Raw genomic sequence first — 3,096 nt, 5'->3', positions numbered from 1 at the left:
TTATTGTGATAGATATACAGCACGTCATTATCACGCACTAAGGCTCTTGAGTCGTCTTGCTTTAAAGATATAAAGTTTTTTTCCAAGACGAGATCACTGGCCGAGAGGCGTTTATTGAGTATCTTTTTACGGTTGTCACTGCCTTTGCTACTTTGGCCATCAACAAGGGTTTCGCCTTGATTATCAGCAATGGCAAGCTGTTGATGAGGGAGTAGGGCGGCCATACCTAATTGGGTATAGCTAGGCAGCATCGACACCATTGGCTCTAAATTGGCATCATAGCGGTCTTCTTGGCGTACCAAAGACAACAACTCTTCACCGACTTCGTAGCGTAATGCGTCAGAGATAATGACGCAGACTTTGGCATTGCGCTCTAAAAACGGTTTGACCGAGCGATTAAAAAATTGACGCTGAGAGGGGAAGGGTGAGCTATCCCATGTTGAGGCGTTGTCCACCAATACTTGCCAATGATCGTTGAGGGTGAGCAAGTAATTATTGCTGTAGAGGTTATCTATCAGGGTATAAAGTGCATTGAGTAGCGAGGGTTGCTTCGATTCGCGCAGATGGTAAATAAACTTACGATAGTATTGGTCGAGCTTAAACCACTCTTGGCTATAGCGTTGAATGCCGTCCGCTAGTGAGCTGATGTCGAGCTTGGTGCTGTTGAGGCTATAAATAAAGGCTGAGGCCGCATCTATGGCGTTATAGACATGGGCAAAGCGGTCGTACCAATAACTGCTACGGCGTTGACGTACCCACTGACTGACCTCGTTATGAAGCAGAGTGCGCTGGGTTACACCTTGTACTAATTCACGCAAGATTTTACGGTCAATCAGTTCGACATAATCTATGTCCATGAGCTGACGAAAGTCTTGTGTCTCTAATAATTGCTCAATGCCAAGGTCATGGGCGCAGTTGTCGGAGAGTTTTTCAAAATACTGACGATGTTTGACGCTATCTTTCCAACGCTTCAAAAAGACGAGGGCATGATGGCTGAGTTTGGCCGTTTGTGCGGTTGCAAGGGCATAACACGACTTAAACAGCTCTAGGCTAAAGTCTTTGATGCTGGGGTTGGTTGATTCATAACCATAATGCCGTTGCAGTTGTTGCCATAAAAAACCGTCTAGGCTGCAACGCTGAATAAGACGAATTTTGTCATCACGGTCGTCGGCCAGTTCTGCCAGTAGGCTTTCTAAAATGGTATCGAGGCCACTGTCGGCAGAGCTGCAAATGGCCAACATTTTTAGACGCACGAGGTGAGGTGTATCGTCAGCAGCTAATAGCCGTTTGAGGCTGTCTTTACGTTTGCTGGCTTGAAAAAATTCGCTATGGGCTTTGATAACATCGGCAAAACCCAAACCCAGTTCTAATTCGGCTAACCATAGTGCGACTTGGTCGGTTCTAAATTCGCCATGTGCCAGTTGAATATCTAATAGCCAATTTTCTAAATCTTCGGGTTGAGCATAGGCGGCATATAGTAAAAACTTATGTTCAGGCTCTTGGCGTAAGATTCGATACTTAATGCCAAACTCATTATTATTAAGCTGAATTTTTTCTATATTTGCTAAGGTAAGTTGTTCAAAGTCACTCACAAACTCTTGTTTGGCATCGTACCAAAAGACGATACGATGCTTTTCAAATAGATTTTGTAGTGCCTGTTGGATTTTACTGTTACTCACCCGTTGCTCCTAATTGTTCTAAACGTGTTAGCCATTCATTAAAATGAGGGCATTTTTGGCGTAATGTGGCTAAACCAATTTGCTCAGCCACTGTCCATCCTGCGGTCACTTTGTCGTATTCGGGAATCTGTTTAAGAATACGTTTAGACGGGGCGGTTTCTGCTCCGTCATTAATCAGTTCGGGATTACCATCGCCAACCATTGCAACTAAACTGGCAATCGCTTTGTCATGTTCCAAATATTCCCAATCTAGTTTTTGAGCATCGGCCAAAATCAAGGCTTCAAATTCATGTAATTGAATATAAGGGATAAAACGATTGTCTCGAATGTCTTGTGCTAAAGCCGCCTCTAAACAAGCAAGTTTTTGATAAGGGTCAGCCTTTTTTTGAGCGTTAGTAAAGTCTGGAAAATCATTAGGTAAAGCATAAAAATCAAACATGGTGCTAAAACGACAATTAGTACGACTATCTTCTTTTAGCCAAGTTTGGATGTCGTTTTTGGCTTTGATATAGTTGGGTAAACCACCGCGTGATTGTCGACCTGCGTGTTTGTCTCTGCTAGTTAAAATACAACGCGCATCGGCATAGACTTGGTAATGAGCCAAATGCGGAGCTAAGACTTTTAGCACAAATTGTTGTTCAGTTGGGCCTTCGGTAATAATGTGTAAATGAATGCCTATCATGGACGGCCTCCTAACACATTCTTTTCCCAAAGCTCTGATAGGCTATAGTTTTGTAGCCATTCCACCAATTGTTCTTGGTCTAGTCGTTTAAAGACACTGCACTTATTAGTCTCATCTCGCTCAACAATTACTAAATTATCACAACCAAATTCATCGACTAAACAGGTGGACTGTGTGGCAATAATTAACTGGCTATAGCGTGAGGCAGTGCGAATCATGGCTGCAAGTTCGGCAATCGCGGCAGGATGCAGCCCTAATTCGGGTTCGTCTAAAACAATCACGCTGGGTAAAGTGTCGGGCGGCTGTAATAACAAAGTGGCTAAGGCCATAAATCGTAGCGAACCATCCGAAATTTGATGTGCGCCAAACAAATAGTCACCGCCTTTTTCGCGCCAGTTAAGGCGAACATAGTTGTTGTTATCAGCTAAAAGCTGCAAGTCAAAATCGCCAAACTGCGGCATAACGTGTTGGATATGGCGCACAATACGTTGATAGTAGGCTTTTTTGTTAGGCATTTCTTTCATTACGCGCAAAAAAGCGGCTAAGTTAGCGGCATCTTCGCGTAAAAAATGGGCATCGTCTTTAAAGCTGTTACGTTTGATTTTTGCCGTCTCAGAAGTATCGTGAAATTGATAGGTATTTATACTGGCGAACGCATCTAGTACACGTACATCATTGGACGGATTAAAAATAGCCGACGTACTATTTCCCGAATGTAAAACCGAAATATCTAAA

The 3,096-nt window shown here is 43.2% G+C and carries 3 protein-coding genes; all 3 read right to left on the bottom strand.

What is annotated here, in order from left to right; genetic code table 11:
• Window positions 1–1,679 (bottom strand): BREX-1 system phosphatase PglZ type A (gene pglZ, locus Q0212_RS16325; RefSeq protein ID WP_297927501.1); only part of this gene is annotated, 1,679 nt, incomplete at its 3' end.
• Window positions 1,672–2,361: a DUF4276 family protein gene (locus Q0212_RS16320; RefSeq protein WP_297927499.1), complete on the bottom strand. Its 690-nt coding sequence runs from the start codon at window positions 2,359–2,361 to the stop codon at window positions 1,672–1,674. The genes pglZ and Q0212_RS16320, both read right to left, overlap by 8 nt.
• On the bottom strand, window positions 2,358–3,096 hold a 739-nt coding region (locus tag Q0212_RS16315; RefSeq protein ID WP_297927497.1), incomplete at its 5' end, for an AAA family ATPase. The genes Q0212_RS16315 and Q0212_RS16320, both read right to left, overlap by 4 nt.

The sequence above is a fragment of the uncultured Agitococcus sp. genome (assembly GCF_937920075.1).
GTDB lineage: Bacteria > Pseudomonadota > Gammaproteobacteria > Pseudomonadales > Moraxellaceae > Agitococcus.
Note: the sequence above shows the minus strand (reverse complement) of the source record. Positions and strands in the feature narration are given on the sequence as shown.